The sequence below is a fragment of the Halorubrum sp. Atlit-28R genome (assembly GCF_003665955.1).
GTDB lineage: Archaea > Halobacteriota > Halobacteria > Halobacteriales > Haloferacaceae > Halorubrum > Halorubrum tropicale.
Window position 1 is genome coordinate 133707 of sequence record NZ_QPLS01000005.1, and the last position, 26191, is coordinate 159897.

Sequence of the window (26191 nt, forward strand, 5' to 3'; positions counted from 1 at the left end):
GCACGATTTATAACGGCGGCAGCGGAAGGTATCCCAAGACCATGCCGAGTTCCAATGGGCCGCAGAAGGCGACTCGCGACAAGCTCTCGAACAAGCCCCGCAACCGCGGCACCTCCCCGCCGCAGCGAGCGATCCAGGAGTTCGACGAGGGGTCGCAGGTCCACCTCAAGATCGACCCGAGCGTCCCCAAGGGCCGCTTCCACCCCCGCTTCGACGGCCGGACCGGAACCGTCGTCGGCAAGCAGGGGTCGGCGTTCAAAGTCGAGATTCCGGACGGCGGCAAGACGAAGACCCTCATCGTCACCGCCGCCCACATGCGGGCGCAGCAGAACTGAGATGACGATCTTCAAAGAGAAGCTCGACGAGGAGTACGTCACCACCTCCGAGGCGAAGGAGATCCTCGTGGAGATCGAAGAAGAGCGGGCGGCCGACGAGGACCGCGACCTCCGCTACGAGCTGGCCCGCGCGATCGAGCACGTCAACCGGTTCGCGGACCTCGACGCCGACGAGTCCCGTGAGCTCGTCGAGGAGCTCACCGAGCTCGACCAGATCGACGTGCCGACCGCGGTGAAGATCGCCGACCTGCTCCCCGAGGACCGCACGGAGCTCCGCTCGGTGTTCGCCCAAGAGCGCTACTCGCTCGACGGCGACGAGCTCGACGAGATCCTCGACGTCGTCGCGAAGTACGCCTGACCGCGGGTCCCACCCGGCCCGGCGGGACGGGTCACCGACACGTTTTTTCAGATTTCCGCCCGTACGTCGAGCCGCATGTACCAGACCACCCTCGTGCCGACCGGCGAGGGCGACGCCGCCCTCGACGCGGTCGACGACGCGATCGAGATCACGGCGGCGGAGGGGACAGTACACGTCCTCGGCGTCGTCGAGGAGATCCCGATGTACGAGCGGTCGGGGAAGCCGGAGAAGTTCGACGAGGACGACCCCGAGCGCCGCGAGCGGCTGGCGGCGGCGGTCGACCGGGTCGCGACCGCCGCCGCGGACGCGGGCATCGACAGCGAGACCGCGATCGAGTCCGGGGTCCCCGCCCACGAGATCGCGGCGCACGCGGACGCGGTCGACGCCGACGCGGTCGTGATGGGCAAGCGCGGCCTCGACGCCGCGGCCGACGACCTCCTCGGCAGCACGACCGAGCGCGTCATCCGGACCGCCGACGCGACGGTCGTTTCCGTCCCCGTCTCCGAGTGACCCCGGCCGAGCGCCGGGCCCCGCGCGTCACCGATCGCGGCCGGCCTCGACGACGATCGTTCCGAAGAGCCGCCGGTCGCGCTCGCGCACGGTCGCGCCGTCGTCGAGCGCGCGCCGCGCCGCGGCGGTCCGCTCCGCGAGCATCCCGAGCGGGTCGTCGGTCCGGGCGTCGAAGAGCCGCCCGTTCAGCGCCACGAACGCCCGGAGCGCGGCGTTCGCCGCGCGGTTCCCCTCCGGGACGAACGCCGCGACGACGACGGCGTCCGCCAGGTCGCACCAGAGGCGCACGACCGCGTACGGGTCGGGGAAAAGCGACGTGACGAACGTCGCGAGGACGGCGTCCGCGGCCGCGACCGGCGGGCGCTCGGCGTCCGCCTCGACGAGCGAGACGTTCTCCCAGCCGCGCCGCGCGACGAGCCCCGCGGCCCGGTCGAGCATCCGGGTCGAGACGTCGACGCCGACGACGCGGCCGCTCGGTCCGACGGCCTCGCGGAGCGCGGGGAGGTTCACCCCCGGGCCGCAGCCGAACTCGACGACGGTGTCGCCCGGCGCGAGGTCGAGCGATCGGACGCAGGCGGCGCGGACGCCGCCGACCGACGCCGTGGCCCGCGCGAACCAGTCGTAGACGCGGGCCCACGCGTCGTAGCTGCGCCGGACCCGACGCAGTCGACGCGGGTCCGACTCCGCGGCGGGCGCCTCCGAACCCGCCCGGCCGCCCGCCGCGCCGTCGCGGGTCACGGGTCGGCGCCGACCGCGGCCGGGGGCGTCTTGGGCCACCACCGCGCCGGCCCGTCGCGGGCGACCGTCGACCGGCACTGCTCCGAGCCCGCACAGCCCCGCGGCCGCTGGTAGCTGATCCCGCGCTCCGCGAGGTACGACACGTAGCCGTCGTCGACGCGGTCCAGCTTCTCGTGACACACCCACCGCTCGCCGCACCGCCCGGCCGCGACGTTCCGGTACGGACAGGTGAACGTCGTCTCCTCGATACCGCCCTCGGAGGCCGTCTCGTCGATCCGGACGCCGACCGACCGGTACGCGAGCCGGAGCCGCCGGACGACGGCCCCCGGCGACGACGCCCCGAGGAACAGGACGTGCGCCAGCGCGTAGCCGAAGTCGTGGAGCAGGCGCTCGGCCCGCGTCAGCGACGCGCGGTCGCCCTCCAGCCGCGACCGGAGCGTGCCGTACCACTCCGCGATCTCGCGGACCTCGTCGGTCAGCGCCGCCGCCTCCGCGAGCGCCTCGCGCCGCTCCGTCAGCGCGGTCGGCCCGTCCGAGAGGCGGAACGACGGCACCGCTTCGACGTGTTCGAGCACCCGCTCGCGGAGGCAGTCGCCGTCCGCGTGCGCCGCGGCGCGTCGGCGGAGCTCGGGGTACCAGCGCCGCGTCAGGGCGCCGTACGCGCCGTCGAGCAACTCGTCGACCCGACCGATCTCCGCCGCCTCAGTCGGCCCGCCGCGGTCGGGGCCGTCCGCCTCGACCGACGGTCCGGGAAACGCCTCGACGAGTCGAACCAGCTCCTCGGGGTCCGGTTTCGCCATGGTACCACGTCGCACCCGACGCTATTGAATCCGACCGTCGGCGGCCGCACCGCGACCCGCCTCGCCAGCGGTTTTTTCACCGCTCGGAGCGATAAACGATACATGGACAACGCCGACGGCGACGGGACGCCGGCAGACGACCGGAACGGGGGTGGCGCCGCCGCGGACGCCGGAGCGGAACAGAGCGACGACGGCGGCGGCCCCACCGCCGTCCTGCTCGACGTGCTGCCGAACGGGCGCCCCGACGACGACCGCCCGCAGTCCCGCAAGTCGCCGGTGGCGTACGCGCTCGGCGCGCCGTCGTTCGCGCTGTACGAACTGACGCTCGCCGGCGACGCGGACGTCTCGGTGGGCGACCGGATCGCCCTCGACGGCTCGGACGTCGGCCGCTACCGCGAGGTGTCGTTCGACGACCTCACCAGGAACGCGGCCGCGGAGGTCGAGTACGCGGTCGAGGCGATCGTCGAGGCCGACGAGGAGCGGTTCGTCGACTTCTACAACGAGGCCGGGCCGATCACCCTCCGGCTCCACCAGCTGAACCTGCTGCCGGGGATCGGCAAGAAGCTGCGGAACGACCTCTTGGACGAGCGGAAGCGCGGCCCGTTCGAGAGCTTCGCCGACGTCGAAGAGCGGATCTCCGGGCTCCACCGCCCCCGGGAGGTGATCCTCGAACGGATCGTCGAGGAGATCCGCGAGTCCGACCTGAAGTACCGGACGTTCGTCGGGCGCGAGGAGTGAGCCGCGCCGCCCCCGGGTCCTCCCGGTGTCCCCGAAACGAGACTTTTACCCGAACACCGCGTGTACCCCGGCTATGACCGACTCATCGGCGGGTGAGGGCACCGCGTACGGGCAGCGCGACCCCGACGCGCTCGCGAGGCGGGCCGGCGCGCGAGCGGACCCCGACCGCGACCAGCACTTCCTCGTCGACGACCGGGTCCTCAACCGGATCCCGGGCTACCTCCCGGACGACGCCGACCGGAGCCGCCTCCTCGAGATCGGCGGCGGCGCGGGGGCGCTCACCGACCGACTCCTGGCCGCGGCGACGGGCGACGCCGCCGCGACCGGCGACTCCCCGTCCCGCCGCGTCACCGTGATCGAACGCGACGGCGCCTTCGCCGAGTTCCTCCGCGAGGAGTTCGCGGCCGCGGTCGCCGACGGGCTCCTCGACGTGATCGAGGGCGACGCGCTCGACGTGGACCTCCCGCCCTTCTCCGCCTGCGTCGCCAACCTGCCGTACGGCGTCTCCTCGGAGATCGCCTTCCGGCTGCTCCCGGAGAAGAAGCCGCTCGTGGTGATGTTCCAGGCCGAGTTCGCCGACCGGATGGTGGCCTCGGCCGGCGAGTCCGCGTACGGCCGCCTCTCGGTGTCGGCGCAGCACTACGCCGACGTGGAGATCGTCGAGCGCGTGCCGAAGGAGGCGTTCGACCCCCAGCCGGCCGTCGAGAGCGCCGTCGTGCGCTGCACTCCCCGAGACCCCGACTACGTCGTCGGCGACGAGGCGTTCTTCCTCCGGTTCGTGAAGGCGCTCTTCACCCAGCGGCGCAAGACGGTGCGGAACGCGGTGCGGAACACGGCCCACATCTCCGGGCTCGACGACCCGGAGGCCGTCGTCGACGCGGCGGACGAGGAGCTGTTGCGCAGCCGCCCCGGCACGCTGGAGCCGGCGGCGTTCGCGGCGCTGGCGGAGCTGGCCCGCGAGCGCGGCTCCCCCGCGGAGGCGTGACGATGACGGGCTGGGTCGGCCTCGTGACGGAGCTTCAGCGCGCGCTCGCGGGCAACGCCGAGCGGTTCGCCGCCTCGGTGGGGATCGTCGTCGCGGTGCTCGGGGTCCGGCTCCTCACGCGGCGGCTGCGGCGCGGGGACAGGGAGCTCAGCTCGACGCAGCGGCTCCTGCTGTCCGCGGGCGTCGGCGGCGCCACCGCGCTGGGCGCGATCACGCTGATCGCGGTGTGGGACCAGAGCGGCGCCCTCTTCGAGACGGCCCGGTCGGCGCTGAGCGCGAACCAGCTGTCGAACGTCGTCCTCGCCGTGCTGCTCTTGGCGATCGCGTACGCGCTCACGGACTTCCTCGGGGGCGTCATCCGCGAGATCGGCGCCGAGAGCGCCTCGATCTCGCAACACCAGCAGGAGGTCATCCTGCGGGTCACGCAGCTGAGCGTCTACACGTCCGCGATACTCGCCGTCGTCGGGCTGTTCACCGACAACGTCGGCAGCCTGCTCGTCGGCGCGGGGTTCCTGGGTATCGTTATCGGCATGGCGGCGCGGCAGACGCTCGGCGCGATACTGGCCGGGTTCGTGCTGATGTTCTCCCGGCCGTTCGAGGTCGGCGACTGGGTGGTGATCGGCGACCACGAGGGGACGGTGACGGAGATATCGATCATGAGCACGCGGCTCCGGTCGTTCGACGGCGAGGTGATCACGATGCCGAACGACGACGTCCGGTCCGGGTCGATCGTCGACCGGTCGCGCCGGAACCGACTGCGGATCGAGATCGAGGTGGGCGTCGACTACGACACCGACGTCGAGCGCGCGGCCGCGGTGGTCGAGGAGGCGGTCGCGGGCGTCGAGGACGTCGCCGAGATGCCCGAGCCGAACGCCGTGACGAAGCGCTTCGGCGACTCCGCGGTCGTGTTGGGGCTCCGGTACTGGATCCGCAACCCGAGCATGCGCAAGCGCTGGCGGACCCAGACCGCCGCGATGGGCGCGATGAAGGACGCGCTCGAAGACGAGGGGATCGTCATCCCGTTCCCGCAACAGACGCTCTCCGCCCGCACGGAAGGCGCCTCCGGCCCCCAACTGGACGCCGCCGTCGAGAGCCGCGCGGCGACGCGCGGCGGCTCCGCCGACGCCGGCGACGCGGACGGTGCGTCGAGCGACGGCGACGCGGCGGAGGGCGGCCGATGAGCGGCGACGGGAGCGGGGGCGGCGACGGCCTCGCGGCGCGACGCGGCGCCGACGACGCGGTCGTCTACCAGCCCGCGGAGGACTCCGGCCTGCTCGCGGAGGCGGCGGTCGCGGAGGCGCACGGGCGCGTGCTGGAGGTCGGCACCGGGTCGGGGTGGGTCGCCGAGCGGGTCGCCGAGGAGCGCGGCCTCGACGTGGTCGGAAGCGACCTCAACCCGCACGCCGCGCGTCAGGCCCGCGAGCGCGGCGTCGAGGCCGTCGTCGCCGACCTGCTCTCGCCGTTCCGCGCGGACGCGTTCGACACGGTGTGTTTCAACCCGCCGTACCTGCCCACCGACCCCGACAACGAGTGGGACGACTGGATGGAGCACGCGCTCTCCGGGGGTGAGTCGGGCCGCGAGCTCATCGAACCGTTCCTCGCGGACGTGGGACGCGCGCTCGCGCCGGACGGCGTCGTCCTCCTCCTCGTCTCCTCGCTGACCGGCTACGACGAGGTGCTCGGCTTGGTCGACGAGGCCGGCTTCGCGGCCGAGCCGGTCGTCGAGGAGTCGTTCCCCTTCGAGACGCTCACCGTGCTGGCCCTCCGTCGGGCGTAAGCCTCCGCAATAGATTACTGTAGAGAATAATACGTATTAGCAAATATTATACGTCGACATATCCAACGGTCGGTGATGACCGAACGTGTCGCGGCGACGCCGGGGCTGTACCCGCTCCCGGACCGGGCGAAAGAGACGCTCTCCGACCTGAAGGGACACCAGAAGGGGGACCTCCTGAGCGGCGACGAGGGCGAAGCGATCGTCGCGGAGTACGACGAGGTGCGCGCCGAGTACGTCGACCACCAACTCGACGCCGGCCTCGACCTGATCTCCGAGGGGCAGGGCCGCTGGGACGACATGATCGCGCACCCGCTGACCGTCAGCGACGCCGTCGAGACCGGCGGGATCGTCCGGTACTACGACAACAACAACTTCTACCGCGACCCGCGCGTCGTCGACGACCTCGGCTTCTCGGGCGACGTGGCGGACGAACTGACTGACGCGGCCGACCTGCTCGCGGCCGCCGACGGCGGCGACGACGCGTCGCTCGCCGCGACGCTCCCGGGCCCGTACTCGCTCGCGGCCCTCGCGACCGACGAGCACTACGGCGACGAGGCCGAGTTCCAGGCCGCGGTCGCCGACTTCCTCGCGGGCGAAGTCGAGGCGTTCCCGGCCCACGAGACGCTGTTCCTCCTCGAACCGTCGCTCGTCACGGACCCGCCCGCCGAGGGCGACGAGTCGACGGCGACGGACGCCATCGCGACGGTCGCCGACGCGACCGACGCCGACGTGGTCGTCCAGACCTTCTACGGCGCGCTCGGCGAGAAGCTGTACGCCCACCTCGTCGACGAGGCGGGCGCCGACGCCCTCGGGCTCGACCTCGTCGCCGGCGACCGCGACGACACCGTCTACAACGTCCAGGAGTTCGGCTCGACCGACTCGCTGTCGCTCGGGCTCGTCGACGGGCAGAACACCCTCGTTGAGGACGCGGAGACGGTCGCGGAGCGCGTCGAGTGGTTCGAGTCGCAGATCCCGCTCGAAGGGTTCGACAGGACCTACCTCACGCCGAACACCGAGCTGTTCTACCTGCCGACGAACAAGTACCGCGAGAAGCTGAACGCGCTCGCCGCCGCCGCGGAGGTGCTCGACTGATGGTCCGAAACCCGTCCGCCAACCGCGACCAGTTCCGCCCGCACGACCACCCGAACGACACGTTCCTGCTGTCGACCGTCGTCGGCTCGTACCCGAAGCCGAAGTGGCTCAACCGGGCCGGCGAGCTGGTGGAGGACCCCGACTCGAAGTTCGACGAGTCGGACCTCGAAGAGGCCCACGACGACGCCTGTCGGCTCATCACGCACGAGCACGAGCGCGCCGGCCTCGACACCGTCGTCGACGGCGAGATGCGCCGCAACGAGATGGTGGAGTTCTTCGCCGACCGCATCGACGGCTACGAGTTCAACGGGCCGGTGAAGGTGTGGGGCCACAACTACTTCGACAAGCCGAGCGTCGTCGAGGAGGTCGCGTACGACGAGCCGTGGCTCGTCGACGAGTTCGAGTTCACCTCGAACGTCGCCGAGCGCCCGGTCAAGGTCCCGATCACGGGGCCGTACACCCTCGGCTTCTGGGCGTTCAACGAGGCGTACCCCTCCACCGAGGAGCTCGTCTACGACCTCGCGGACCTCGTCAACGAGGAGGTCGAGAAGCTGGTCGAGGCGGGCGCCCGGTACATCCAGATCGACGAGCCCGCGCTGGCGACGACCCCCGAGGACCACGCCATCGTCGGCGAGGCGCTCGAACGCATCGCCGCGGGCATCCCCGAGGAGGTCCGCATCGGCCTCCACGTCTGCTACGGCGACTACTCGCGGATCTACCCCGAGATCAACGACTACCCGATCGACGAGTTCGACGTGGAGCTGTGTAACGGCGACTTCGAGCAGATCCCGACGTTCACCGACCCCGAGTTCGAGCCCGACCTCGCGCTCGGCGTCGTCGACGCTCACACGGCCGAGATCGAGCCCGTCGAGGAGATCAAAGCGAACATCCGGCAGGGCCTGCGCGTCGTGCCGCCGGAGAAGCTCACGGTCTCCCCCGACTGCGGGCTGAAGCTCCTCCCCCGGGAGATCGCGTACGGCAAGACCGAGAACATGGTCACCGCGGTCCGCGAGGTCGAAGCCGAGATCGATTCCGGCGAGATCGACGTGGAGAACCCGCTCGCGGACGACTGAGGCGCCGTCGACGGTTCGCCTCGGGACCGCTCTCGTGGCTCGCCCCTTCGGTGGCGCTCCGGGTCGGCGATAGCCCCTCCGAAGCCTCCGACCGCCGCGAGCACGGTCGGAGCGAGGCCAAACGTTTCGTACTGAGACCGCGTACGGCTCCTCAGTGAACGCCGTTCGGCTGCTGGCGAACCCCGCCGTTCGATGGGCGATCGCGTTCCTGTACCTCGGCACGTCGCTGACGCTGCTCGTCGGGCTCGGCGACCTCCCGAGGGCGGACCAGATCGCGGTGACGATCGCCTGCGTGATCGGCTTCCTCGTGGTTCCGATCGCGTTGAAGGGGTACGTGGACTCCGCGCCGGACCGGTACTGACGGACGCGGCCCCCGGCGGCCGAGCGATCGGGGTGCGGCGCGGCCGCGCTCGGTCCCGACCGCGCTGCGGGGTCCATGCCACTATTTATAAGACCGCGCCGACCCCACCACCGACATGGAGATCGGTCTCACCGTCGGCGACGACCTCGACCGCCTCGCGGCGTCGCCGGCGCGGTTCGACTTCTGCGAGGTCGGGGTCGGCGAGCCGACGCTCGTCCCCGGCGAGATCGACCCGGGGCGGCTGACGGACGCGCTCGCCGGTCGCGACCTGCTCGTCCACCTCCCGTACAGCCAGCGGCTGACGACGTACGTCCCCGAGGTGAACGACGCCATCGTCGACTACCAGCGCCGGCTCCTGTCGGCCGCCGGCGACCTCGGCGCCGAGAAGGCGGTCCTCCACGCCACCTCCGCCGACCGCGACGACGTGGACTTCCGGGAGACCGCGGCCGACCAGCTCCGGCGGGTCGCGGACGCCGGCCGCGAGGCGGGCGTCGAGGTCGTCGTCGAGAACGTCGGCCACCAGCACGCGGGGCTCCAGCTCTCCGTCCTCGGCGACCTCGCCCGCGAGACCAGGACGCCGGTCTGCTTCGACGTGGGGCACGCCTACATGGAGGGCGGCAACAAGGCGATCAAGCGGTTCCTCCGGAGCCACGGCGACCGGGTCTCGCACCTCCACTGCCACGACGTGCGCCGCCGCGGCGACACGCACCTCCCCGTGGGCGCCGGCGAGGTTGACTACGACCTCGTCGCGTCCGAACTCGTCGACTTCGACGGCACGGTCGCGCTCGAAGTGTTCACCGACGACGAGGCGCTCCTCGTCGACTCCGCGGAGCGCGTCGCCGACCGGCTCGGCGCCTCCTTCTGACGGGCGTCAGTCCGCTCGCTCGCCGTCGCTTCGGCCGTCCGCATCGTCGTCCGCGCTCCCGTCGTCTCCGTCGCCGTGCGCATCGTCGGCCTCGACCGCCTCCGCGTCGGTCTCGTCCCCCGCAGCGTCCCCGTCGATCTGGCGCTTTATCGACTCCAGCTCGGACTCGACGTCAACCTCCGGCGGGTCGTCCTCCTCGCTCTCGGCGTCGCCGTCGCCGCCGTCGCCGGGCTCGGTCACGTCGATCCGGACCGGGCTGTCGTCGTCCCGCCCGGCGTCCGGCGCGCTCCGCGGTCCGTCCTCGTCGCCGCGGCCCCGGTCGCGGTCGCGCCCGAGCCGGCGGTCTCGCGCGGCGTCCGCCTCGCGGCGGCCCTCGTCGATCCGGGACTCGATCTCCGCGGTGAGGTCGCGCGCGTCGGCGATGATCGACCGGGAGGCGGCGTCCTCGGGGAGGTCGGCCTCCGAGAGCGCGGTGCGGAGCTCCGACAGCGACCGGGCGAGCCCGGCCGTCGCGCCGTCGCGGACGTCGGCGAGGCGGTCGCCCGCGCCCTCGGTCCCCTCGGCGACGCTCCGGCCGGGGTCGGCGAGCCGGAGGGTGCCCCGGAGCAGTTCGAGCGACTTGATCGTCGTCTCTAACAGCGCGATGAGCGTCGGAATCGTGTACTGCTCGGTGAACCGCACGAGCTCCGAGAGCCGGGGCGGCCGCGGCGGCCCGCGGCGGTCGCGCTCGTTCTCCCGGAGGTCGGCGCGGAGTTCGCTCAACACCGATTCGAGCTCGTCGAGCCGCTCCTCGAGGTCGTCGTCGCGTCGGTCGCGGGAACTCATGCCGCCTCGTAGGCGGGCCGCGAATAAAAAGCCCGGCAGCGCCGCGTGGCGCCCCGACCGGTCGCGGCGCGCCGCTCAGAACCCCTCGCGCAGGAACGTGCGCCGCGGCGGGAACAGAGCGGTCAGGTCGGCCGCGAGGCCGTCCGGGGCGTCGCTCGCGAGGTCGAGGTCGGCGTGCGCCCGGAGGTCGTCGACGCCGCGGTAGCCGGCGTACAGCTGCGAGAGCGCGCCGACGCCGGCGGTCACGTCCGCGACCGCGGAGCCATCCCCGTCGGCGTCCTCAACCCGCTCGGCGGCGACCTCGCCGTCCGCGACGGTCACCCGAATCGGTCGGTCGTGCCAGTCGACGAGCGGGTCGTCGACGGCGAGCGTGAACGCGGCGTTGAGGTCGGGGTCGGGCGCCAGCGCGGTCAGTGCGTCGGGGACGTCGACGAGCCGGAACATGGGGCCGGCGCGGACCTCCTCGGTCACCGCGCGCGGGTCGTCGACGCGGTCGAGGAGGCTCACGTCGGCGGGGAGGCGGAGCCGAACGCGCTCGACCTGCGAGTCGTGGTCGCGACAGAACCGGAAGACGCGGTCCCAGTCGGCGGGGTCGGCGACGGCGGCGTCGGAGACGACCATCGCGCGCCCGTCGCCGTCGTCGCGCTCCTCGAAGGTGTACGAGAGGAGCGCCCGGAGGTCGCCGCCGCGCTCGAAGCCGTACACGTACGGGTCCGTCTGCCACCCGCGGAGGCTGCGCTCGCGCCACCACGCCTCGGTCCGCGCCATCGTGAAGTCGTGGCGCTCCGCGGTCGCGGCCAGCAGGTCGGCGGCCGCGCCGTGGTCGTCCTCGTCGAGCCGACGGAACCGCCCCGTCTCGTCGCCGCGCTCGCTCGTCGCGAACGCCAACTGCTCCGGCGGCGCTTTCACCCGTCGGTACCGGCTCACCGTCGCCCAGCCGTACCGGCGGTAGAACGGGTGCTCGAAGGGCCACAGCACGGAGAAGCGCACTCCGTCGTCGCGGTACTCGGTCAGCGACTCGCGGAGGAGCCGCTCGATGTGCCCGTTGCGCCGGTGCTCGGGCGGCGAGGCGACCGCAGAGAGGCCGGCCACGTCGCGGTCGCGTCCCCGGATCCGGAGCGAGAAGTCGTGGTGCCCGCACACCGCGACGGGCTCGTCGCCGTCGAACAGCCCCCGGTAGTCCGCGAGGTGCTCGCGGTCGTCGTCGTCCTCCTCGGGGTCGGACGGGCCCTCCTCGGGCGAGAAGGCGTAGCGCATGAACGCGCTGAACTCGTCGCCGCGCTCCTCGGGGAAGGGCCGGTAGTCGAGGTCGCCCATACGCCGTCGGCGCCCGGGAGCCTGATAAGCCTTCCCGGCGCCTGCGCGCGGTTCTCATGCTCCGATCGCCCGGTCGCCCGGTCGGCGGTCGCCCCGGCGGCTCGTTCAGTCGAACCGACCGCGACGGTACTGGACCGGCCACTCGGCCTCCTCGCCGAGCTCGTGGGCGGCCTCCAGCGGCCAGTACGGGTGGCGGAGCAGCTCGCGGCCGAGCGCGACGAGGTCGGCCCGCCCGTTCCGGACGAGGGCGTCGGCGTGGGTCGGCTCCGTGATCCCGCCGACCGCGGCCACGGGCACGTCGGTCCCCTCGCGGACCGCCTCGGCGTAGGGCACCTGGTACCCTGGCCCCGCGCTCGGAATCTCCTGGTCCGGGTGGATACCGCCGCCGGAGACGTCGATCAGGTCGGCGCCCGCCTCGGCCAGCAGGGGGGCCAACCGGACCGAGTCGTCCACGTCCCACGAGTCACGGTCGGGGAGCCAGTCGGTCGCGGAGATCCGGACGAAGACCGGCTTGCCGTCGGGCCAGACCTCGCGGACGGCCGCGACGACCTCGCGGAGGAGCCGGGTGCGGTCCTCGAAGCTCCCGCCGTACACGTCGTCGCGGTCGTTGGTGACGGGAGAGAGGAACTGGTGGAGCAGGTAGCCGTGGGCCGCGTGGACCTCGGCGACCTCGAAGCCGACGTCGCGCGCCCGTTCGGCGGCGGCCGCGAAGGAGTCGATCACCGCGTCGACCCCCTTCCCGTCGAGCCGGCGCGTGTCGGCCAGGTCGTCCTCGTCGACCTCGGAATGCGGGTACGGCTCGTCGGTGGCGGAGACGGTCTCCCAGCCCGCGGGCTCGTCGGCGGGGATCGGACCGCTCCCCTCGCCCGGCGGACTGTGGGAGGCCTTCCGCCCGGCGTGAGCCAACTGAATCCCGGGCGTCGCGCCCTGCGACCAGACGAACTCGACGATCGGTTCGATCGCCTCGGCGTGCTCGTCGGACCAGATCCCGAGGCAGTCCGGGGTGATCCGCCCGCGGGCCTCGACGGCGGTCGCCTCGGTCATCACGACGCCGGCGCCCCCGGCGGCGCGGGCGCCGAGGTGGACGCGGTGCCAGTCGTTCGCCAGCCCGTCCTCGGCGGAGTACTGGCACATCGGCGACAGCATCACGCGGTTTCGGAACTCCGTGTCGCGCAGCGTGAGCGGCGTGAACAGCGTGTCGGTCACGCTGCGGCGAACGACCCCCGTGAGCTAAGGCCCTCCGATCCCCTGCCCGGATCGCCGCTGCTGGTTTAGGCCGACCGAAATCTATAACACCACCGGCCTCTGACCGACTGGTAATGACAACGGGAGACCGGATCGAGCGGGACGTCGAGTCGGCGGCCGACGAACGGCCGACCGTCGCCGCGACCCGCTGTTCTCAAGAGCGGACCGTCTTCGCCGAACAGGGCAACACCGACGCGTGGATCGCGACCGACCTCACGGTCGAACTCGAACGCTAACGAGCCTCCTCTGGCCGCCGCCGCGGCGGCTCCGCTTCCGGCGCCGTTCGGCGCCCCCGACTTCACTCCTCGGAGCGGAGCGTCCCGCGGGGCGAGTCCGACGTGCGCGGCGGCGACGCGGTCGCCCGCGCCGCGGCCGTCTCGCGCTCCCGTTCCCCGTCGACGAGCGTGCGGATCCGATCGAGTATCGAATCGAACCGGCCGCGCTCGGACCCCTTCTCGAAGTAGGCGTCCGCGCCGGCGCCGAACGCCGCCGCCTCGCGCTCCTCGCCCGGACACGTGGTGTGGAAGACGACCGGGACCTCGTGGCCCGCCTCGCGGAGCCGTCCGGTGAGGCCGACGCCGTCGCCGTCGGGGAGCCGCTGCTCGGTCACGACGCAGTCGACCGCGACCCGCTCGCCGTCGACCTCGACGCCCTCCTCGACCGCGTCGACGGCGGCGGCGACGCGGTCGACGGAGCGGATCCGGACCCGTTCGGTGAGCCGCGTCGCGAACGCCTCTAGCAACTCGGCGGAGCGCGCGTCGGGCTCGACCTGGAGAACGGTGATCGGCCTGTCGGCCTCCCTCGCGGGTCGGTCTGCTGACTGTGCTGATCGGTCGGCGGCTTCGTTCGTGTCCGCGTGCGCGTCGGACGGCGGAGATGTGTGGTCGGTCATTCGTTTGGCGGCGGGCGACGACTCGGCGAAAGACAACTTACTACGAGAGTTGTAATTTCTCTTCGGACAATAATTGCCGGAGCGGTGGTATAATAATTGTGCGATCACCGTTGTCACGGCGCCTGCACCGATTATTCGGTGGTATCACCGAAGATACGCCGAGCGGTTCCCCGACGGCGCGGGCGGCGCGTCGTCGGATCGCGTTCGCGTCCGATCACCCGACCGCAGCGGCGGGTCGGTGGGGCCCCGGCCAACTCAGGCGAACAGGTCGCGCGCCTCGCGGACCGCGTCGACGAGCGCGTCCACCTCCTCGACGGTGTTGTAGAAGTAGAAGGAGGCGCGCGCGGAGGCGGCGACGCCAATCTCGTCGTGGAGCGGCTGGGTGCAGTGGTCGCCGGCGCGGATCGCGACGCCGTAGTCGTTGAGGATGCTGGAGAGGTCGTGGGCGTGGACGCCCTCGACGTTGAACGAGACGAGGCCGCCCCGGTCGTCGCCCGGCGGGCCGTATATCTCGACGCCGCCGAGCGCCGTCAGCTCGTCGTAGGCGTACTCGGCCAGCAGGTCCTCGTGGGCCTCGATCCGGTCCATGCCGATATCCTCCAGGTACTCGATGGCGGCCGCGAGGCCGACCCCCTGCGCGATGGAGGGCGTCCCGGCCTCGAACTTCCACGGTAGGTCCTCCCAGGTGGAGTCCTCGAAGGAGACGCGGCGGATCATGTCGCCGCCGTAGAGGTACGGCTGCATCTCCTCTAAGATCGCCTCGCGGCCGTAGAGGGCGCCGATCCCGGTCGGGCCGCACATCTTGTGGCCGGAGAAGGCGAGGAAGTCGACGTCCAGCGCCTCCACGTCGACCGGCCGCGTCGGCACCGACTGCGCGGCGTCGGCGAAGACGTAGGCGTCGTGGTCGTGCGCCACGTCGGCCAGCTCGCGGATCGGGTTCACCGTGCCGAGCGTGTTCGACACGTGGACGACCGAGACCATCTCGGTGTCGTCGTCGATGAGCTCGGCGGCGTGGTCCATGTCGAGCCGCCCCTCGTCGGTGACGTCGATGAACCGCACGTCGGCGCCCGTCCGCTTGCCGATCTGCTGCCAGGTGACGAGCGAGGCGTGGTGCTCCATCTCCGAGAGGACGACGTTGTCGCCCGGGCCGAGCTCCGCGAGCCCCCACGCGTAGGCGACGAGGTTCATCGCCTCCGTCGTGTTCTTGGTGAAGACGATCTCCTCGCGGCCCGCGGCGCCGATGAACTCCGCGACCGCGTCGTGGGCCTCCTCGTAGGCGACGGAGGCCTCCTGGCTCAGCTGGTGGATCCCGCGGTGGACGTTGGCGTTGTAGCTCCGGTAGTAGTCGGCGATGGCGTCGACGACCGGGTCGGGGGTGTGCGAGGTCGCCGCGTTGTCGAGGTAGACGAGGGGTGTGTCGTCGCCCTCGCCCTCCCCGGCGGTCTCCGGGTCCCCGCCGACCTTCCGGTCGAGGACCGGGAAGTCGGCGCGGAGCGCCTCCACGTCGAACGGGTACTGTTCTTGGACTCCCATTACCCGTTATCGGGCCCCGAGCACTAACACACCTTCGGTCCGGTACGTCTTGCGGCTATCCCAGACGCGCCGAACGCCGCGATCCGCGGAGGTTCGCCCCGCTACTCGCCCCAGTCCGGGTTCGCCCGCGGCGGCGCGAAGACGTCGAAGCCGACGACGGGTTCGTCGGTCCGGTTCTCGGCCGCGTGCGGCTCGCCGCCGGGGATCACGTACGTGTCGTCGGGGCCGACGACCCGCTCCTCGCCGTCGACGAGGAACGTCAGCCGGCCGGCCGTGATCACGCCGATCTGCTCGTGCGGGTGGTCGTGTTCGGGCACGCCCTCGCCCGGTTCGATCTCGAACCGCTGGATGCTGGTCTCGTCGCCGACGGCCCCTTGGCTGAGGAACGCGCCGTCGACCGCCTCCACCGCCCTCACGTCCGCGTCTGGTGCGACGTCCATACGCGCTCCGGCGGTCCGGAGGCACCTAAATCCGCGGGGACGGGCAGCCGGTGCCGGGGGCGACGCCGGCGCCTGCCGTGTCCTCGCCCTCACGGGAACGGGTGGTACGGCCGGTCGAGCGCGGGCTCGAACCCCATCGACCGCGGCACCTCGCGGGCCCGGTCGCCGAAGAACGGGTCGCCGGTGAACAGCGGCTGCGCGCCGGGCACCAACACGCGGACCGCCTCGAACCCCAGCGACGCGAGGTCGCGCGTCGTCACCCGCGCGACGTACGGGTCGAGCCCGACGGCCTTGACGCGGTCGACGACGGCGCCGAGTTCGGCCTCGCCCGACAGCTCCGGCTCGCCCAGCCCGTCGGTCGAGACGGTCGCGTCCGGGTCGAAGAACGCCGCGGTCTCGGCGGGGCGGTCGGCGTGGTGACCGATCGCGGCGCCCTGCTCGTCGGCCGCCTCCCGGCCCATCGAGCGGAGCTCGGTCCAGTTCTGGAGCGCCTCCGCGAGCGCGCTCCGGGCCGCCGCGGCCGGGTCGAGGTCGGCGCCCGACCCCGCGGCGAACCGCGGCCAGTCGCCCTCGCGGCCGACGCCGACGGCGACGACCGGCACGTCCACGTCGGTCGTGACGAGCAGCGCCGTCACCGACAGCGACTCGGCGCGCGCCCGCTTCTCCAGCTCGGCGAACCCGGGGTCGTCGACGTCGAGCCCGAGCGGCTCCGTCGTGGAGTACCAGCTGGTCATCGTCGCGTCGCGCTCGATCGCCTCGTAGAGCCCGGAGAGCGCGGCGTCGGGGCCCGAGCTCCCGAGCCCGAGCCCGGTCGTGATCGCCGGGCGGTACCGGCGCTCCGGCGGCGGGAAGTGGACGAACTCCGCCGGGAGGCTCGCCGGCTCGCCGGTCCCGAGCCGCTCGCCCCGGACCCACGGGAGCCGGTCGTCGCGGTCGTACGCCTCGGCGCTCTCGGGGCGCACGAACGCGTCCGGCGTGATCGGGTTCGGGACGTTGGCGGCCGGCGCGCGCGTGAACGCGGCCTCGCGGTAGACGCCGGCGGCGTACCGCTCTAACCCCTCGCCGAGCGCCTTCATGAACGCGGCGTCCCAGTCGGCGGCCGCGCCCCCGCCGAAGTCGGCCGCGTCGCCGTCGGAGAAGGGCGTCGTGTCCGCGACCCGCGCGACGTAGTACGGCAGCGGGAACGACTCCTGCTCGCCGACCTCGCTCAGCGCGCCGACCCGCGGGTCGACGGCGCGCTCCGCGCGGTCGAGCGTCTCGCCGAGGTCGCGGTCGGCGTGGTCGCGCGGGAGCGCGTCGCCGGGGTCGGCGCCGCAGCCGCACCCGGGCGCCGGGAGGAGCGTCCGCTCGCCGCCCGGCACCTCCGCGACCGTGTCCGCCACCGGGTCGCCGGCGAGCAGTCGGATCGCCCGCCGCCCGGCCACCGCGCCGGCGTAGCGCACGGCGGAGCGGCGGCCGGTCGGGGCGTCGGCGGGCTCCGCGCCGCCGCTCTCGACCCGGGCGCGCAGGCAGTCGTAGCAGGCGTCGTCGAAGACGGTCACCGCCGCGTCGAGGTCGGCGAGCGGGACGCCGCCGGTCCCGCCCACCTCGACGGCGACCCACCGGTCGAGCAGCTCGTCCGCGGTCGCGAACGCCGCCGACCCGGCGGTGTCGACGACGACGGCGAGGTCGAACCCGTCGAGCAGGTCGGCCTCGACCGGCATCGCGTTCACGTCGACGTCGCCGAGCGCGGCCCCGGCCGCCTCGACCGCGGGGCCGTCGCCGACAAGTCCGATATCCATACCCCGTGGACGCGAGGCGGCGAAAAAAAGCCGCGGGTCCGCGGCGCGGGAGGGCGGACGGGGAACGAACGCTCGGGGACGCGAGGAAAGAGAGGGAGGCGGCGGTCGGGCGGGCGGCCCGCTCAGGCCGGCGTGGCCGCCAACATCTCGGCGGCCTCGGCGGCGAGGTCGGCGGCGTCGGCCCCTTCGAGCCGCTCGTCGCCGAGCTTCAGGCGGAGCCGGGGGCGGCCGACGTCGATCGGTACCTTCTCGGTGTCGATGATCCCCAAGTCCTCTAAGCGCGTCTTCGTCCGGGAGAACGTCGCCTTCGAGGCGATCCCGACGTCCTCGCCCCACTTCGAGATGTCGTAGAGCAGCACGTCGTTCTTCGCCGCGACGAGCAGCGAGACGGTCACCTCGTCGAGGTCGGTGCCGTCGCCGCCCTCTGTCGCGTCGAGGACGGCGTCGAAGTCGGCGCGGGCCTCCTCGCCGATCTCCGACGCCATCGTCTCGCGGACCCGGCTGATCGCCGGCGTGCGGAGCGTGTACGGCTCGGCGTCCTCGAACGCGCCGCGGTGGGACTCGTACACCTGGTCGACGAACTCGCCGTCGTCGGTCGAGAGCGCGGCGACGTCGTCCCCGGCGGTGACGAGCGCCACGACCCGGGAGGGAGAGACGAACAGCGCGTTGTCGACCTCGCCGTCCAGCACCCTGAGGTCCAAAGCGCCGTCGGCCACGAGGTCGGCCGCCCGAGACGCGACGACGAAGTCGTCCATGACGTCCTTGAGGGTGCGCTCGTCGGCGAGCATCGACAGCTCCGGGAGGTCGTCCCGCCCGACGGCGGTCTCGACCAGCGATACGATCGTCTCCGCGGAGGGGTCCACGACGAGCAGCTCGTCGTCGCCCCCGGCGAAGGCCGCTTCGAGCGCCGCCTCGACGTCGGCCGCCAGTAAATTCGATACCATTTGTCTCTCGGTATAAAAGCCAGTTGCGTATTTAATATTAACGGGATTCATGCTTCGGACAACTCACGTAGGTGGTCTCAAAAGGCCGAAATCGCCCGATCAGCCCCGACCGCGGTCGCCGGTCGATCGGCGCCTCGACGGTCGCCGTCGACGCCGCGTGCGCGACCGATCGGCGGCGGGGTGCCGCGGCGGCGACGGAAGGATTAATGCGCGGTCGCGCCCGGGTTCGCACATGGACCACGAGCACGTCCGGGAGGTCGACCCGGCGGTCGCCGACGCGCTGGCCGGCGAGCGCGACAGACAGGAGCAGACGCTCGCGATGATCGCGAGCGAGAACCACGTGAGCGAGGCGGTACTGGAGGCGCAGGGCAGCGTCCTCACCAACAAGTACGCCGAGGGCTACCCGGGGTCGCGCTACTACGCCGGCTGCGAGTACGCCGACGAGGTCGAGGAGCTGGCGATCGAACGCGCGAAGGAGCTGTGGGGGGCCGAGCACGTCAACGTCCAGCCCCACTCCGGCACGCAGGCGAACCAGGCGGTGTACTACTCCGTCCTCGAACCGGGCGACAAGATCCTCTCGCTGGAGCTGAACCACGGGGGCCACCTCTCGCACGGCCACCCCGCGAACTTCACGGGGCAGCTGTACGACGTCGAGCAGTACGAGGTCGACCCCGAGAGCGGCTACATCGACTACGAGGGGCTCCGGGACACCGCCGAGTCGTTCGACCCGGACATCATCGTCTCGGGCTACTCCGCGTACCCCCGCACCGTCGACTGGGAGGAGATCCAGGCGGCCGCCGACGCGGTCGACGCCTACCACCTCGCCGACATCGCGCACATCACCGGGCTCGTCGCCGCCGGCGTGCACCCCTCGCCGGTCGGCGTCGCGGACTTCGTCACCGGCTCGACCCACAAGACGATCCGCGCCGGCCGCGGCGGGATCGTGATGTGCGACGCGGAGTTCGCGGACGACGTCGACGCGGCCGTCTTCCCCGGCGGGCAGGGCGGCCCGCTGATGCACAACGTCGCCGGCAAGGCGGTCGGCTTCAAGGAGGCGCTCCAGCCCGAGTTCGAGGAGTACGCCCGGAACGTGGTCGACAACGCCGAGGTGCTCGCCGAGACCCTCCGGGAGCACGGCCTCTCGCTGGTCTCCGGCGGCACCGACAACCACCTCGTGCTCGCCGACCTGCGCGACTCGCACCCGGACCTCTCGGGCGGCGAGGCCGAGGACGCGCTCGCGGCCGCGAACATCGTCCTGAACGGGAACACGGTCCCCGGCGAGACGCGCTCGCCGTTCGACCCCTCCGGGATCCGCGCGGGCACCGCCGGGCTCACGACGCGCGGCTTCGACGCGGACGCGGTCGAGGAGGTCGGCGAGCTGATCTACCGCGTCGTCGACGACGTCGACAGCGACGACGTGATCTACGAGGTCGGCGAGCGCGTCGTCGAACTCTGCGAGGCGCACCCGCTGTACGAGTGACGGCCCGGCGCCGTCGCGGAGTCGGGCCGCGCCGACGAATCCGTGCGTAAAAGTGGGGGCGGCCCGCAGGGGTCGGTATGGACGCTCCGTCGTTTCTCGCCGCTCGTCTCGACCGCGACGCCGCCCCGCTGGTCGTCGGCGACGTGATCGCGTTGATCCTACTCTTGACCGTCGGGACGCTCAACCACCAGTCGGTCGCGTTCCTCACCGCCAACCCGCTGTACCTCCCCGGCGTCTACGCCCCGTTCCTGATCGGCTGGGCGGCGGTGGCGCCGCTCGTCGGCGCCTACTCCGCGGGTGCGGCCGAGACGGCGAAGTCGTCGGTGCCGCTCGTCGTCAGGTCGTGGATCCCCGCGGCGGTCGTCGGGCTGGCGCTCCGCGCGTTCGTCTTCCGCGGCGGCGCCGAGCTCACCTTCGCGGCCGTCATGCTCGTGCTGGGATCGCTCGCGCTCGGCGGCTGGCGCTCGCTCTACTTCCGACTGCGGTAGCTCCCGCGTACCGGCGCCGACTCCGGCGACCGACCGCGTCGCCCCTTCTCGCCGTCCGACCGACACGGCTGCCCGGTCCCCCGCGCGGCTCATAAGTTATGAGTCACATCGGTGTGTACACGTCCGAACCGCTTGCGAACCGCGAGAAAAATTTAATACGGACTATCCACTTAGTATTCAACGAAAGCATGGCTGGATACTACGACTACGTCCTTGGGCTCATTCCGGGCGCGTTGATCGGTGTGACCGCCTCGCTCACGCTGGTCGGGCTGCCCCTGACCGCCGCGCTCCCGGTCGGCGCCGCGGCCGCGGGCGCGGTGATGGCTCACGCGATGTTCGTCCGAAATCCAGTCGCGGGCGAGGCGCCCGCACGCCGGTCGCTCGACGGGGAGGCCGGCGAGCGCTCGGCGACCGGCGGCTCCTCGGCGGGCGCCGCCGACTGAGCGCTCGGCCGCCCGGCCTCCCCGGTCCGGGGCCGTCGCCCCGCCCGCTCGCCGCGTCCTGTACCGTTTAGTCCCCCCGCCGCGAGTGGTCGGGCATGACGGAGACCCTGTTCCTGTCGAGCGGCGACGTCGACGACCTCGCGGAGCCGGCCGACTACGTCGCGGCGGTCCGCGACGCGTACCGGCAGGTGGGCGAGGGCGCGCCGGCCGAACCGCGGACGAAGCTGTTCAACCGCGAGCCGCCGGGCATGTTCACCACCTACGCCGCGGTCCTCCCGGAGACGGGGGCGATGGGCGGGTACACCTACTCGGCGGGGTTCGGCGCGAGCGACGCGTGGTTCATGACGCCGCTGTTCGACGCCGAGTCCGGCGAGCCGCTCGCGCTGCTCGACGGCGCGGCGATGAACCCGTTCAAGACCGGCGCCGCGGGCGCCGTCGCGGTCGACGCGCTCGCCCGCGACGACGCGACCGACCTCGCCGTGATCGGCAGCGGCGCGCAGGCGCGCGGACAGGTCGCGACGACCGCGACGGTCCGCGAGTTCGAGGCGGTCCGCGTCTTCTCCCCGACCGCGGAGAACCGCGAGTCGTTCGCCGCCGACTTCGACGAGCGACTCGACGCCGACGTGTCGGCGGTCGAGAGCGCGAGCGACGCGCTGGCGGGCGCCGACGTGGTGATCACCGCGACGACCGCGAGCGACCCCGTGATCGCCGACGCCGACGTCGAGCCGGGAACCCACGTCACGGCGATGGGCCAGTACCACCCGGAGAAGAACGAGCTGCCGCCCGAATTGGTCGCGCGCGCCACGTACGTCCCCGACCTCCGAGCGCGCGCGACGCAGGACGCCGGCTCGTACCTCGCCGCGGTCGCGGCGGGTCTGATCGAGGAAGGGGAGGGGATCGCGGCCGATCTGGGCGCGGTCGTCGCGGGCGACCACCCCGGCCGGACGGGCGACGAGGCGGTGACCGTCTTCGACTCGGGCGGGACCGGGGTCGAGACGGTCGCGGCCGCGCACATGCTCTACGAGCGCGCGAGCGACGCCGGACGGGGCGAGCCCATCGACTTCGCGCCCGCGAGCGAGGCGCTGACCGGGGAGTAGCCGGAGGTTGAAGTGGCCTGCCGGCGTTCGGCCGGTATGCTCGTTGGGATCGTCTCCGACACGCACGACGACCTGACCGCCGTCGAGGCGGCCGTCTCGCTGTTCGAGCGCGAGGGGGTCGACGCCGTCGTCCACTGCGGCGACTTCGTCGCGCCCTTCTCCGTGACGCCGTTCGACGGGGACTTCGACTTCCACGCGGTCCGCGGGAACAACGACGGGGAGTGGGCCGTCGAGTCGACGGTCGAGGCGTTCGGTGAGTACCACGGGGAGGCCGCCGCGCTCTCGTTCGGCGGCGCGGGCAGCGGCGACGCGACCGGCGCCGACGCGGTCGACGTCGCGGTCACCCACGGCACGAGCGGCCTCGTCGTCGACGCGCTCGTCGACTGCGGCGACTACGACTACGTGCTCCACGGCCACACCCACGCGCACGGCGTCGAAGCGCGGGGCGGGACCGTCCGCGTGAACCCCGGCGGCCTCCCCATCCCGGTCGAGGGCGCCGACGACGCGTTCCGGGTCGCGACGCTCGACACGGCGGAGTCCGGCGTCGACGCGGTGACGCACCACGTCCTCGACGGCTGACGGCGCCCGGCGACCGGCGGCGCCGTTCGACGGCGGCGCGGCGCGCGCCGCCCGCACCCCGAGTTTTATCGCCGCTCGCTCGCTCCGTACCTGTATGAGACACGCGCAGGGACCGCTCCTCACGATCGACCTGACGGAGCGGACCGCGTCGACGACGCGGATCGACGACCGGCTCGCGTCGTTCGTCGGCGGCCGCGGGCTCAACACGTCGCTCGCGTACGACCGGATCCCGTTCGACGCCGACCCGCTCGGCCCGGAGAACCGGCTCTACCTCTCGACCGGGCCGATGCAGTACTCGACGACCTCCTACACCGGCCGCATGGCCGCCACGGGCCTCTCGCCGCTGACGAACGGCCTGCTGTCGTCGAACGCCGGCGGGTTCCTCTCGCGGAACTTCACGGGCGCGGGGTACGCCGCGGTCGAGGTCGTCGGCGCGAGCGACGACCTGCTCGCGGTTCACGTCCGGGAGATCGGGGACGACGGCGAGCCGGACGTGACGTTCGAGGAAGTCCCGGACCTCGCGCAGGCGGAGGTGTCCGCCGTCTCGGACCGCCTCGCGGAGACGCACGGCCTGGAGCCGGAACACGTCGCCTGCGTCGGTCCCGCCGGCGAGAACGAGGTCCGGTTCGCCTCGATCATGACCTCGGACACCCGCGCGTTCGGCCGCGGCGGGCTCGGGGCCGTCCTCGGCGCGAAGGGCGTGAAGGCGCTCACCTTCGAGGGCGACGCGGCGGCCGACATCGACCTCGACTGGCCCGACGAGGCGGCCGAGGTCCACCGCGAGGCGGCGACCTCCGACTCGATCATGAAGCGGCAGGGGACGACGAGCGTGACGGAGCTGGCAAACGAGGTGGACGCGCTCCCCTCCTACTACTTCGCCGAGACCTCCTTCGAGGGCGTCGAGGGCATCTCCGGCGACCGCGTCGAGGAGAAGAAGTACAAGCAGGGGACCTGCTCGCAGTGCGCGTTCGCCTGTAAGCTCCCGACCCGCGACGAGGCCACCGGCGTCGAGACGGAGGGACCCGAGTTCGAGACCGTGATGGCGTTCGGGTCGAACGCGGGCGTCGACGACATCGTCGACGTGATGGCCGCCAACGAGCTGTGCGACGAGCTCGGGATGGACACCATCTCCTGTGGCGACGCCGTCTCGATGTACCTCCGGAGCGAAGACGAGTTCGGCAACGCGGAGCTGGTCCGCGAGCTCGTCGAGCAGATCGCCTACCGCGAGGGCGTCGGCGACACGCTCGCGGAGGGCGTCCACCGCGCCCACGAGGAGTTCGGCGCCGACGACTGGACGGTGAAGGGGATGGCCTTCTCCGGGCACGACGGCCGCGCGCTCAACGGGCAGGGGCTCGCGTTCGCGACCGCGAACCGCGGCGCCGACCACATGTACGGCGAGTTCTACCCGTACGAGTACCCGCTCGTCGACCCCGACGAGGCGTTCGATCCCGAGGGGCTGGCGGGGAAGCCACCGAAGCTCGTCGCGAAGGAGAACCGCAACGCGGTGCTGGACTCCGCGGTCGTCTGTAAGTTCTCTCGGGGCACCGTCACCGACGACCGGCTCGCCGCGCTGCTCGACGCCGACTACGAGGATCTCCAGACGCTCGGCGCCCGGGTCGTCGAGTTAGAGCGCGCGTTCAACAACGCCCGCGGCTTCGACCGCGCGGACGACACGCTCCCGTACGCCGACGCGATCGAGGGGTTCGACGCGGCGCTGTCGGAGTACTACGCGCTCCGCGGCTGGAACGAGGACGGCACCGTTCCCGGACATGGCGACGGGATCGACCCCGCGAGCGCGGCGCCCGCCGACGACTGAGCCCGCGAGGCTCCCGCGCGACGCCGCCTCACTCCGCCGGCTCGTCCGGGGGCGCGAACTCGACGCCGCGGAACTCGAACCGCGCGCCGCCGGCCTCGCTCTCGGCCAGTTCGACCGTCCACCCGTGCGCCTCCGCGACCTCGGCGACGATCTTCAGCCCGAAGCCGGTGCCGTCGGGGTCCGTCGTCACGCCCGCCTCGAACACCGACTCCCTGTCGTCGGGGCCGACGCCCGGGCCGTCGTCCTCGACGTAGAAACCGTCGCCGTCGTCGAGCGTCCCGACCGCGACGGCGACGTCCCTCCCCCCGTGTTCGACCGCGTTGCCGAAGAGGTTCTCCAGCGCCTGCCGCAGGCGGCTGCGGTCCGCGGCGACGACGGCGTCCGTCTCGACCGCGAGCGTCGCGTCCTCGGTGTCGACGGTCTCCCAGCACTCCGCGGCGAGGTCGGCGAGGGGGACCGGCTCCGCCTCGTCGATGCCGGCCCCCTGCCGGGCCAGCGCGAGCAGGTCCTCGATGAGCGCGTCCATCCGGTCCAGCGAGCGCTTCACCGCGCTCAGCTCCGCGACCTCTATCGACTCCTCGGCGAGCCGGTCGGCGACCATCTCGAGGTTGCCGGTCGCGACGTTGAGCGGGCTCCGGAGGTCGTGCGAGACGAGGCTGGCGAACTCCTCCAGGCGGTCGCGCTCGCGGGCCACCTCCGCCTCGCGGCGGCGGAGCTGTCGCTCCCGCTCGATGCGGACGAGCACCATCGTCACCGTCGCCGCCCAGATGCGCGCGATCGCCAGGTCGGACTCGGAGAAGGCGTCGGGGACCGTGGCGCCGACGTTCAACACGCCGTACCGGCCGAGCGGGACGACGAGCTCGCTGCGGATCGTCGCGTCCTCGGTGTACCGGTCGGGGTCGTCGGCGACGTCCGCCACGTAGGTCGGCTCGCCGCTCTCGAAGACCTCCCAGGTGATGCTCTGCCCCGCGGCGTCGAACGTCGGGTGGTCGCCGACCACCGCCTCCGCGGTCTCGGTCCAGACGGCCGGTTCGAGCGCGTCGCGCCGCTCGTCGTGGAACCAGATCGCGGCGATGGGGTGGCCGAGCACGTCGTCGACGTACGACACCGCCGCCTCGGCGGCCGCCTCCCTGTCCGTCGTCTTCAGCAGCTCCCTGGTCGCCTCGTGGAGCGATTCGAGCGTCTCCGTGCGGCGCCGGAGCGCCAGCTGCCGCGTCCGCTCGTTCGAGACGTCTATCGCGGTGACGACCGCGTACGAGTCGGCGTCGAGCCCGAAGGCGCCGACGCTGACGCGGACCGGGATCAGGACGCCGTCGCCGCGGCGCACGACGAGTTCGAACCCGTCGGCCAGCGACCGGGACTCCCCGGCGCGCACCGCGTCGACCAGCGCGGCGACGGTGTCGCCCGCGTCGGCCTCCCCGTCGCCCGTCGCCTCGCCGGCGGGCTCGGCGTCGCCGTCGCCCGGGTCGGCGTCGAGGGCCGCGGTCGCCGCGGCGTCGTCTCGGTCCACCTCCGTCGGGTCCTCGAACACGGCGCTGACCGACCGCCCCGAGAGCTCGGCCGGCTCGAGCCCGAAGACCCCCTCGACGCTCGGCGTGCCCGCGCGGACGACGCCGTCGCCGTCGACGACGAGCGTCGGGTCCGGGGTCGCGTCGAGCGCCTCCGGGAAGCCGTCCATC

29 protein-coding genes are annotated in these 26191 nt (G+C 72.6%); 18 read left to right on the forward strand and 11 right to left on the reverse strand.

Features of this window, described 5'->3' with window-relative positions:
* The first annotated feature begins 41 nt into the window (after positions 1 to 41).
* From DVK06_RS09760 to DVK06_RS09770, 3 genes are all read left to right on the forward strand, one after another.
* Entirely contained in the window at positions 42 to 335 is a 294-nt protein-coding gene (locus DVK06_RS09760; RefSeq protein WP_006112901.1) for a 50S ribosomal protein L21e, read from the forward strand.
* A 1-nt stretch (position 336) separates the two neighbouring features.
* A complete protein-coding gene (locus DVK06_RS09765; protein ID WP_053770661.1) occupies positions 337 to 693 on the forward strand; it encodes an RNA polymerase Rpb4 family protein in 357 nt (118 codons plus the stop codon).
* A 75-nt stretch (positions 694 to 768) separates the two neighbouring features.
* Positions 769 to 1203, forward strand: a complete 435-nt coding sequence (locus DVK06_RS09770; protein WP_121600136.1) for a universal stress protein — start codon at positions 769 to 771, stop codon at positions 1201 to 1203.
* Positions 1204 to 1230: 27 nt separating this feature from the next.
* On the opposite strand, the gene DVK06_RS09775 is transcribed toward DVK06_RS09770, so the two are convergent.
* Positions 1231 to 1980: a class I SAM-dependent methyltransferase gene (locus DVK06_RS09775; protein ID WP_121600248.1), complete on the reverse strand. Its 750-nt coding sequence runs from the start codon at positions 1978 to 1980 to the stop codon at positions 1231 to 1233.
* Entirely contained in the window at positions 1938 to 2741 is an 804-nt protein-coding gene (locus DVK06_RS09780; protein WP_053770663.1) for a hypothetical protein, read from the reverse strand. Before DVK06_RS09780 ends, DVK06_RS09775 begins: the two co-directional genes overlap by 43 nt.
* Positions 2742 to 2843: 102 nt before the next feature.
* Between DVK06_RS09780 and DVK06_RS09785 the strand changes: the two genes are divergently transcribed.
* The 8 genes from DVK06_RS09785 (at position 2844) to DVK06_RS09820 (ending at position 9632) form a co-directional block, all read left to right on the forward strand.
* The gene (locus DVK06_RS09785; RefSeq protein ID WP_121600137.1) at positions 2844 to 3479 is read left to right on the forward strand and encodes a DUF655 domain-containing protein; all 636 of its coding nucleotides are present in this window, start codon (positions 2844 to 2846) and stop codon (positions 3477 to 3479) included.
* A 73-nt stretch (positions 3480 to 3552) separates the two neighbouring features.
* A complete protein-coding gene (locus DVK06_RS09790; protein WP_121600138.1) occupies positions 3553 to 4464 on the forward strand; it encodes a 16S ribosomal RNA methyltransferase A in 912 nt (303 codons plus the stop codon).
* Positions 4461 to 5645, forward strand: coding sequence for a mechanosensitive ion channel family protein (locus tag DVK06_RS09795; protein ID WP_394345503.1), 1185 nt, complete (start codon positions 4461 to 4463; stop codon positions 5643 to 5645). The genes DVK06_RS09790 and DVK06_RS09795 overlap by 4 nt, the downstream gene beginning before the upstream one ends.
* A complete protein-coding gene (locus DVK06_RS09800; protein WP_121600139.1) occupies positions 5642 to 6241 on the forward strand; it encodes a HemK2/MTQ2 family protein methyltransferase in 600 nt (199 codons plus the stop codon). Before DVK06_RS09795 ends, DVK06_RS09800 begins: the two co-directional genes overlap by 4 nt.
* Before the next feature lie 75 nt (positions 6242 to 6316).
* Positions 6317 to 7333, forward strand: coding sequence for a 5-methyltetrahydropteroyltriglutamate--homocysteine methyltransferase (locus tag DVK06_RS09805; protein WP_053770668.1), 1017 nt, complete (start codon positions 6317 to 6319; stop codon positions 7331 to 7333).
* Entirely contained in the window at positions 7333 to 8406 is a 1074-nt protein-coding gene (locus tag DVK06_RS09810; RefSeq protein ID WP_121600140.1) for a methionine synthase, read from the forward strand. Before DVK06_RS09805 ends, DVK06_RS09810 begins: the two co-directional genes overlap by 1 nt.
* 154 nt (positions 8407 to 8560) lie before the next feature.
* Positions 8561 to 8767 carry a hypothetical protein gene (locus DVK06_RS09815; RefSeq protein ID WP_121600141.1) on the forward strand — a complete coding sequence of 69 codons (207 nt, stop codon included), beginning with the start codon at positions 8561 to 8563 and terminating at the stop codon, positions 8765 to 8767.
* A 115-nt stretch (positions 8768 to 8882) separates the two neighbouring features.
* Entirely contained in the window at positions 8883 to 9632 is a 750-nt protein-coding gene (locus DVK06_RS09820) for a sugar phosphate isomerase/epimerase (RefSeq protein ID WP_121600142.1), read from the forward strand.
* Positions 9633 to 9638: 6 nt separating this feature from the next.
* On the opposite strand, the gene DVK06_RS09825 is transcribed toward DVK06_RS09820, so the two are convergent.
* The 3 genes from DVK06_RS09825 to DVK06_RS09835 form a co-directional block, all read right to left on the reverse strand.
* Entirely contained in the window at positions 9639 to 10457 is an 819-nt protein-coding gene (locus DVK06_RS09825; protein ID WP_053770672.1) for a hypothetical protein, read from the reverse strand.
* Between the two features lie 75 nt (positions 10458 to 10532).
* On the reverse strand, positions 10533 to 11774 hold the full coding sequence (gene eis / locus DVK06_RS09830) for an enhanced intracellular survival protein Eis (protein WP_121600143.1): 1242 nt from the start codon (positions 11772 to 11774) through the stop codon (positions 10533 to 10535).
* A gap of 105 nt (positions 11775 to 11879) precedes the next feature.
* The gene (locus DVK06_RS09835) at positions 11880 to 12980 is read right to left on the reverse strand and encodes an NADH:flavin oxidoreductase/NADH oxidase (protein ID WP_121600144.1); all 1101 of its coding nucleotides are present in this window, start codon (positions 12978 to 12980) and stop codon (positions 11880 to 11882) included.
* Between the two features lie 113 nt (positions 12981 to 13093).
* Between DVK06_RS09835 and DVK06_RS18950 the strand changes: the two genes are divergently transcribed.
* Positions 13094 to 13255, forward strand: coding sequence for a hypothetical protein (locus DVK06_RS18950; protein ID WP_167551888.1), 162 nt, complete (start codon positions 13094 to 13096; stop codon positions 13253 to 13255).
* A gap of 62 nt (positions 13256 to 13317) precedes the next feature.
* Here DVK06_RS18950 and DVK06_RS09840 read toward each other — a convergent pair whose 3' ends face one another.
* The 5 genes from DVK06_RS09840 to tbsP form a co-directional block, all read right to left on the reverse strand.
* Complete coding sequence (locus tag DVK06_RS09840) at positions 13318 to 13911, reverse strand: response regulator (protein WP_121600145.1); 594 nt, start codon at positions 13909 to 13911, stop codon at positions 13318 to 13320.
* A 255-nt stretch (positions 13912 to 14166) separates the two neighbouring features.
* Positions 14167 to 15444: an aminotransferase class V-fold PLP-dependent enzyme gene (locus DVK06_RS09845; protein WP_121600146.1), complete on the reverse strand. Its 1278-nt coding sequence runs from the start codon at positions 15442 to 15444 to the stop codon at positions 14167 to 14169.
* A gap of 101 nt (positions 15445 to 15545) precedes the next feature.
* A complete protein-coding gene (locus tag DVK06_RS09850; RefSeq protein WP_053770677.1) occupies positions 15546 to 15884 on the reverse strand; it encodes a cupin domain-containing protein in 339 nt (112 codons plus the stop codon).
* Positions 15885 to 15973: 89 nt separating this feature from the next.
* Entirely contained in the window at positions 15974 to 17665 is a 1692-nt protein-coding gene (locus DVK06_RS09855; RefSeq protein WP_121600147.1) for a YcaO-like family protein, read from the reverse strand.
* A gap of 122 nt (positions 17666 to 17787) precedes the next feature.
* Positions 17788 to 18609: a transcriptional regulator TbsP gene (tbsP, locus tag DVK06_RS09860; protein ID WP_121600148.1), complete on the reverse strand. Its 822-nt coding sequence runs from the start codon at positions 18607 to 18609 to the stop codon at positions 17788 to 17790.
* A 232-nt stretch (positions 18610 to 18841) separates the two neighbouring features.
* On the opposite strand from tbsP, the gene glyA reads away from it, so the two are divergent.
* The 6 genes from glyA to DVK06_RS09890 all read left to right on the forward strand — a co-directional run bounded on the left by glyA (position 18842) and on the right by DVK06_RS09890 (position 24512).
* Positions 18842 to 20089, forward strand: a complete 1248-nt coding sequence (glyA, locus tag DVK06_RS09865; RefSeq protein WP_053770680.1) for a serine hydroxymethyltransferase — start codon at positions 18842 to 18844, stop codon at positions 20087 to 20089.
* A gap of 77 nt (positions 20090 to 20166) precedes the next feature.
* Positions 20167 to 20577 (forward strand): DUF3054 domain-containing protein, encoded by a 411-nt coding sequence (locus tag DVK06_RS09870; RefSeq protein WP_053770681.1) that lies wholly within the window; start codon positions 20167 to 20169, stop codon positions 20575 to 20577.
* Between the two features lie 188 nt (positions 20578 to 20765).
* Complete coding sequence (locus DVK06_RS09875; RefSeq protein ID WP_053770682.1) at positions 20766 to 21020, forward strand: hypothetical protein; 255 nt, start codon at positions 20766 to 20768, stop codon at positions 21018 to 21020.
* Positions 21021 to 21115: 95 nt separating this feature from the next.
* Positions 21116 to 22117, forward strand: a complete 1002-nt coding sequence (locus DVK06_RS09880) for an ornithine cyclodeaminase family protein (protein ID WP_121600149.1) — start codon at positions 21116 to 21118, stop codon at positions 22115 to 22117.
* Positions 22118 to 22153: 36 nt separating this feature from the next.
* Positions 22154 to 22696, forward strand: coding sequence for a metallophosphoesterase (locus DVK06_RS09885; RefSeq protein ID WP_121600150.1), 543 nt, complete (start codon positions 22154 to 22156; stop codon positions 22694 to 22696).
* A 94-nt stretch (positions 22697 to 22790) separates the two neighbouring features.
* Positions 22791 to 24512: an aldehyde ferredoxin oxidoreductase family protein gene (locus tag DVK06_RS09890; protein ID WP_121600151.1), complete on the forward strand. Its 1722-nt coding sequence runs from the start codon at positions 22791 to 22793 to the stop codon at positions 24510 to 24512.
* A gap of 28 nt (positions 24513 to 24540) precedes the next feature.
* Here the strand turns inward: DVK06_RS09890 and DVK06_RS09895 are convergent, their stop codons facing one another.
* Complete coding sequence (locus DVK06_RS09895; RefSeq protein ID WP_233561656.1) at positions 24541 to 26190, reverse strand: ATP-binding protein; 1650 nt, start codon at positions 26188 to 26190, stop codon at positions 24541 to 24543.
* Position 26191 lies beyond the last annotated feature (1 nt).

Coding starts and splice junctions, on each gene's coding strand:
- DVK06_RS09760 (WP_006112901.1), top strand. CDS start 42: ATGCCGAGTTCCAATGGGCCGCAGAAGGCGACTCGCGACAAGCTCTCG.
- DVK06_RS09765 (WP_053770661.1), top strand. CDS start 337: ATGACGATCTTCAAAGAGAAGCTCGACGAGGAGTACGTCACCACCTCC.
- DVK06_RS09770 (WP_121600136.1), top strand. CDS start 769: ATGTACCAGACCACCCTCGTGCCGACCGGCGAGGGCGACGCCGCCCTC.
- DVK06_RS09780 (WP_053770663.1), bottom strand. CDS start 2,741: ATGGCGAAACCGGACCCCGAGGAGCTGGTTCGACTCGTCGAGGCGTTT.
- DVK06_RS09785 (WP_121600137.1), top strand. CDS start 2,844: ATGGACAACGCCGACGGCGACGGGACGCCGGCAGACGACCGGAACGGG.
- DVK06_RS09790 (WP_121600138.1), top strand. CDS start 3,553: ATGACCGACTCATCGGCGGGTGAGGGCACCGCGTACGGGCAGCGCGAC.
- DVK06_RS09800 (WP_121600139.1), top strand. CDS start 5,642: ATGAGCGGCGACGGGAGCGGGGGCGGCGACGGCCTCGCGGCGCGACGC.
- DVK06_RS09805 (WP_053770668.1), top strand. CDS start 6,317: ATGACCGAACGTGTCGCGGCGACGCCGGGGCTGTACCCGCTCCCGGAC.
- DVK06_RS09810 (WP_121600140.1), top strand. CDS start 7,333: ATGGTCCGAAACCCGTCCGCCAACCGCGACCAGTTCCGCCCGCACGAC.
- DVK06_RS09820 (WP_121600142.1), top strand. CDS start 8,883: ATGGAGATCGGTCTCACCGTCGGCGACGACCTCGACCGCCTCGCGGCG.
- DVK06_RS09825 (WP_053770672.1), bottom strand. CDS start 10,457: ATGAGTTCCCGCGACCGACGCGACGACGACCTCGAGGAGCGGCTCGAC.
- eis (WP_121600143.1), bottom strand. CDS start 11,774: ATGGGCGACCTCGACTACCGGCCCTTCCCCGAGGAGCGCGGCGACGAG.
- DVK06_RS18950 (WP_167551888.1), top strand. CDS start 13,094: ATGACAACGGGAGACCGGATCGAGCGGGACGTCGAGTCGGCGGCCGAC.
- DVK06_RS09840 (WP_121600145.1), bottom strand. CDS start 13,911: ATGACCGACCACACATCTCCGCCGTCCGACGCGCACGCGGACACGAAC.
- DVK06_RS09845 (WP_121600146.1), bottom strand. CDS start 15,444: ATGGGAGTCCAAGAACAGTACCCGTTCGACGTGGAGGCGCTCCGCGCC.
- DVK06_RS09850 (WP_053770677.1), bottom strand. CDS start 15,884: ATGGACGTCGCACCAGACGCGGACGTGAGGGCGGTGGAGGCGGTCGAC.
- DVK06_RS09855 (WP_121600147.1), bottom strand. CDS start 17,665: ATGGATATCGGACTTGTCGGCGACGGCCCCGCGGTCGAGGCGGCCGGG.
- tbsP (WP_121600148.1), bottom strand. CDS start 18,609: ATGGTATCGAATTTACTGGCGGCCGACGTCGAGGCGGCGCTCGAAGCG.
- glyA (WP_053770680.1), top strand. CDS start 18,842: ATGGACCACGAGCACGTCCGGGAGGTCGACCCGGCGGTCGCCGACGCG.
- DVK06_RS09870 (WP_053770681.1), top strand. CDS start 20,167: ATGGACGCTCCGTCGTTTCTCGCCGCTCGTCTCGACCGCGACGCCGCC.
- DVK06_RS09875 (WP_053770682.1), top strand. CDS start 20,766: ATGGCTGGATACTACGACTACGTCCTTGGGCTCATTCCGGGCGCGTTG.
- DVK06_RS09880 (WP_121600149.1), top strand. CDS start 21,116: ATGACGGAGACCCTGTTCCTGTCGAGCGGCGACGTCGACGACCTCGCG.
- DVK06_RS09885 (WP_121600150.1), top strand. CDS start 22,154: ATGCTCGTTGGGATCGTCTCCGACACGCACGACGACCTGACCGCCGTC.
- DVK06_RS09890 (WP_121600151.1), top strand. CDS start 22,791: ATGAGACACGCGCAGGGACCGCTCCTCACGATCGACCTGACGGAGCGG.
- DVK06_RS09895 (WP_233561656.1), bottom strand. CDS start 26,190: ATGGACGGCTTCCCGGAGGCGCTCGACGCGACCCCGGACCCGACGCTC.